The organism is Psychrobacter sp., from assembly GCF_036731945.1.
Classification (GTDB): Bacteria; Pseudomonadota; Gammaproteobacteria; order Pseudomonadales; family Moraxellaceae; genus Psychrobacter.
The window spans coordinates 4,855-8,400 of record NZ_DAINDI010000065.1 but is presented as its reverse complement, the minus strand read 5'-3'; the positions used below and the strand labels follow the sequence as shown (position 1 = coordinate 8,400).

The following is a 3,546-nucleotide window of genomic DNA, read 5'->3' as shown; positions in this document are numbered from 1 at the left end:
GCCCAAACGTTACCCGCAGCATCTGGACCATGACAGCCTGCACAACCGATAACGCCACGTGATTTATCACCACCTAAAAACAGCTTAGTCGCTTCTTGCGTGGTCGCAGGATTACCGAATGCGACGCCCCAAGGTTTTTGGCTGGCATAATAACCTGCGACGTTGGCTAAGTCTTGCTGAGACAAATTGGCAACTTGTGATTGCATGATACCGTTTTTACGGTAGCCTGATTTAAAATTGACCAATTGCTTATATAAGTACTTTACGTTTTGACCGCCAAGATTCGGCTGGGCTGGCACAGGACTGACACCATCAACACCATGACAAGCCGCACAAACGGTTTCTGCAATTTGCTTACCTGCATTGACGTCATGTTCAGGAACAATAATAGCAGCTTGTACGCTGAAACTTGCAACACATAAGCTGGCGGCAGCGATTAACTTTTTCATTGATACAAATCCTACTAACTCGACGTAAGCATTATTTAGAGTGATTGCATTATCAAAAGCCGCACCCACTACAAAGATAGCATCTGATCAGCTACGCTATGTATTACGCGGTCTTTATCACAAGCAGCCCGAAAGTACTTACTAATATCAGGGTTTATTTTGGATTATTATAGCAAGACTTTTTACTATTTGCCTACTTAATCGTAGCATTGGTTATTTTTTATGGCGGTTCGACATTTATATGCTTAATAAAAAAACAAAAAGCGCAATAGGTTTATTAACCTTGCGCCCCATATCGTTTATCTTTGCCTTTATTTAACCGTTTAAGGCTACTTTCTGCTTGGCTACTTACTCATATACTCGATAAGCTTACGGTAATCGTCATCGCTACAATTTTGGCATAAACCGCCCGCTGGCATTTGAATCATGCCATTTTTGACAGACTTAACCAGCGCTGGCATACCTTTTTGTTTGATAAGCTGTTGCCATTTGACACTATCGCCTTTTTTAATCGCATTAAGTGCGCCACTATCGTGACAGGCGGCACATGAGTTATTATAGGATGTAGCAATATCAGCGGCGCCTGCACTACTGATCGTTGCCGTAACAATGATTAAAGCAGCACTACTGGCAGCTAAGAAACGATAGCTTTTGGCAAAAATGTCGGTGATTGAGAACATAAGACACCTCATATCTTCTTCGTTCGCTTAATCCATGATTTTATTAAGCGTTTATCGTGCAATGATCATTCACTTTATCTGACTAAAGATTGTAACAATATATGTCGTATTAATATATATAAATATGGTTTAGCTTTGTTAACAACGTTTATTTAAATAAAAACCTGCAATCAAACACGATTTTATTTACGGTTATGTTGTGATTATTATGAGGGTAATTGCCTTTATTTCAATAACTAAGCGCTGTAATAGTATAGAATAGGCGTTATTCTAAAACCCTTATATTATTGACGACCAATTTTTACCATTCATCTACTTTAGGCATCGCTCAGCGCTCTGCTTTATTCACAAACTTTTCACTACTGTATCTAATTTTTTAAGATTAATGAGTCATTTATGAGTACCCCGTTTAAAGATGTCGCCGCCGAACATGCGGATTTTAATACCAAAGCCCGTCAGCGCATTCAGCAAACTGAGTTTATGACGTCCGCGCCGACTTTTCGTCTTTGTCCGCCCGACATTGGGCTCGAAGTCGCTTTTGCTGGTCGCTCGAACGCGGGAAAGTCGTCCGCTATCAACGCCCTAACCAATCAGCGCCAACTGGCACGTTCGTCTAAAACGCCTGGGCGTACGCAGATGATTAACTTTTTTAGTATCGGCGATACCGATACGCGTTTGGTTGATTTGCCGGGTTATGGTTACGCGGCGGTGCCCCTTGAGATGAAAAAGGAATGGCAAGTTGAGCTTGAAGAATATCTGGTATCGCGCTCAAGCCTAGCAGGTTTGGTACTGATGACCGATATCCGTCATCCGCTTAAATTCTTTGATGAGCAAATGCTGCATTGGGCAAAAGATGGCGAGCTACCCGTGCATATTTTGCTCACCAAAGCCGATAAGCTTAAATATGGCGCGTCTAAAACTGCGCTGCTTAATACCCGTAAAAGACTTAAGCAGTTGGGCTTGGACTGCACGATACAGCTGTTTTCTGCCCTAAGGAAAGAAGGTCTTGATGAGCTGGCAGGCGTCATGGGTAATTGGTACCAATATCAGACCAATGAGGATAAAAATGCTGAAGCAGCTGTTATTGAAAAACAAGAAAATAAAGTAAAAACTAGCGACCAAAGCGCTGATAAGTAAAAAGATGCTAAGTAGACTACTCAGTTTATTCAGTAGAAATTTCAAAAGGGTTTATCGTTGATAACGATAAACCCTTTTTTATGGAAATTTACTTTTCAATAACTCTATTTACTAAGCTTAAATGAGGTTTTGGTTAAGCACATAATTTATGCACATAACAATGTCACTAATTCTTGCGGGGTGTCCACTTGATAAGTTGGCTGCTCGGCAGCAAGCTCGCTACTTGACGCTGTGCCATAATTGACCGCAATACTGGTCATACCCAAGCGATTGGCCATTTGAATATCGTAAATACTGTCACCGATAAATACTGCCTGCGAGATTGGCTGGTTGGTATAATCTAAAATATCGCGCAGCATTTGCGGATCAGGTTTGGAGCCGGATTCATCAGCACAGCGCGTGATGGTAAAATAGTGATGGCTAGCAGAAGCCTCTAATACTCGATCTAATCCTTTTCTTTTCTTACCAGTAGCGACCGCAAGCTGCTTATCTTGCTGCTTTAACGTCAGTAGCATATTTTCAATAGGCGCAAAAAACGGCGTGCGATGGCTGTTCGGAATATAGTACTCTGCATAGCTTTGCTGAATGGCGAGCTTTTGCGTAACGCTTGCTTGCGGATATAAAATCTCGATACCGTGCATTAAGCTCAGCCCGATAATGTCTTTGACGGCCTGATTAGTAGTCGTAAAGCCATGCGCCTCGCCTGCTATATGCATCGACTCAACGATTAGGCCAATCGAATCCATCAAGGTGCCATCCCAATCAAAAATAATCAGCGTCTTACCAGCTAAATGATGCTCAGCTACTAATTCAGAATTATTGGTTGGCGCTGTTTTATTAGCGCTAGATGCTGTCATGGTCTAACCCTTTAAAAATAACAAATGGCAAATATGAAAACGTCACAGGTACTTATTTGGCGTATGTATGCGCAAATAAGCAACTGTGACGATTGTGTTAAATAGTCATTTCAAAACTGCATTGACTATCAGTCTTTGAAATGAAATTTTTAAAACTTATTCAGGCAGCTGAATATCTGCTGGTAACCAGTCTGCCATCTCATCTGGCAATGGCGCAGTAATGGTTTCATAGCCAGGAATATCTAAACGCCAAGCATGTAAACACAAACGATGCACGCCCGATTTGTCATGCGCATTGTATTTATCATCACCTAAAATAGCATGACCGATATGCGCCAAATGTACGCGAATTTGATGGGTGCGACCGGTCAAAGGCTTTGCTTCAAGCAGGCTCGCTGGCTGGTCGTTCAGCGTAAAGCGGCC

Annotated in this window: 5 protein-coding genes; 1 reads left to right on the top strand and 4 read right to left on the bottom strand. The window is 42.0% G+C overall.

All coding sequences use genetic code 11. From position 1 onward, the window contains the following. A partial coding sequence (locus V7D75_RS11895) for a cytochrome c (protein WP_333614736.1) occupies positions 1-449 on the bottom strand: 449 nt, incomplete at its 3' end. 344 nt (positions 450-793) lie between these two features. Beyond that, positions 794-1,129, bottom strand: a complete 336-nt coding sequence (locus V7D75_RS11890) for a c-type cytochrome (RefSeq protein ID WP_333614730.1) — start codon at positions 1,127-1,129, stop codon at positions 794-796. A gap of 396 nt (positions 1,130-1,525) precedes the next feature. Between V7D75_RS11890 and yihA the strand changes: the two genes are divergently transcribed. After that, on the top strand, positions 1,526-2,266 hold the full coding sequence (gene yihA, locus V7D75_RS11885) for a ribosome biogenesis GTP-binding protein YihA/YsxC (RefSeq protein ID WP_333614729.1): 741 nt from the start codon (positions 1,526-1,528) through the stop codon (positions 2,264-2,266). A 146-nt stretch (positions 2,267-2,412) separates the two neighbouring features. Here the strand turns inward: yihA and V7D75_RS11880 are convergent, their stop codons facing one another. Together V7D75_RS11880 and V7D75_RS11875 are read right to left on the bottom strand one after the other, a co-directional pair. Next, positions 2,413-3,123, bottom strand: a complete 711-nt coding sequence (locus tag V7D75_RS11880; protein WP_333614728.1) for an HAD-IA family hydrolase — start codon at positions 3,121-3,123, stop codon at positions 2,413-2,415. Positions 3,124-3,279: 156 nt separating this feature from the next. Next, positions 3,280-3,546: RNA pseudouridine synthase (locus tag V7D75_RS11875; protein ID WP_333614727.1), on the bottom strand; the 267-nt coding region annotated here is incomplete at its 5' end.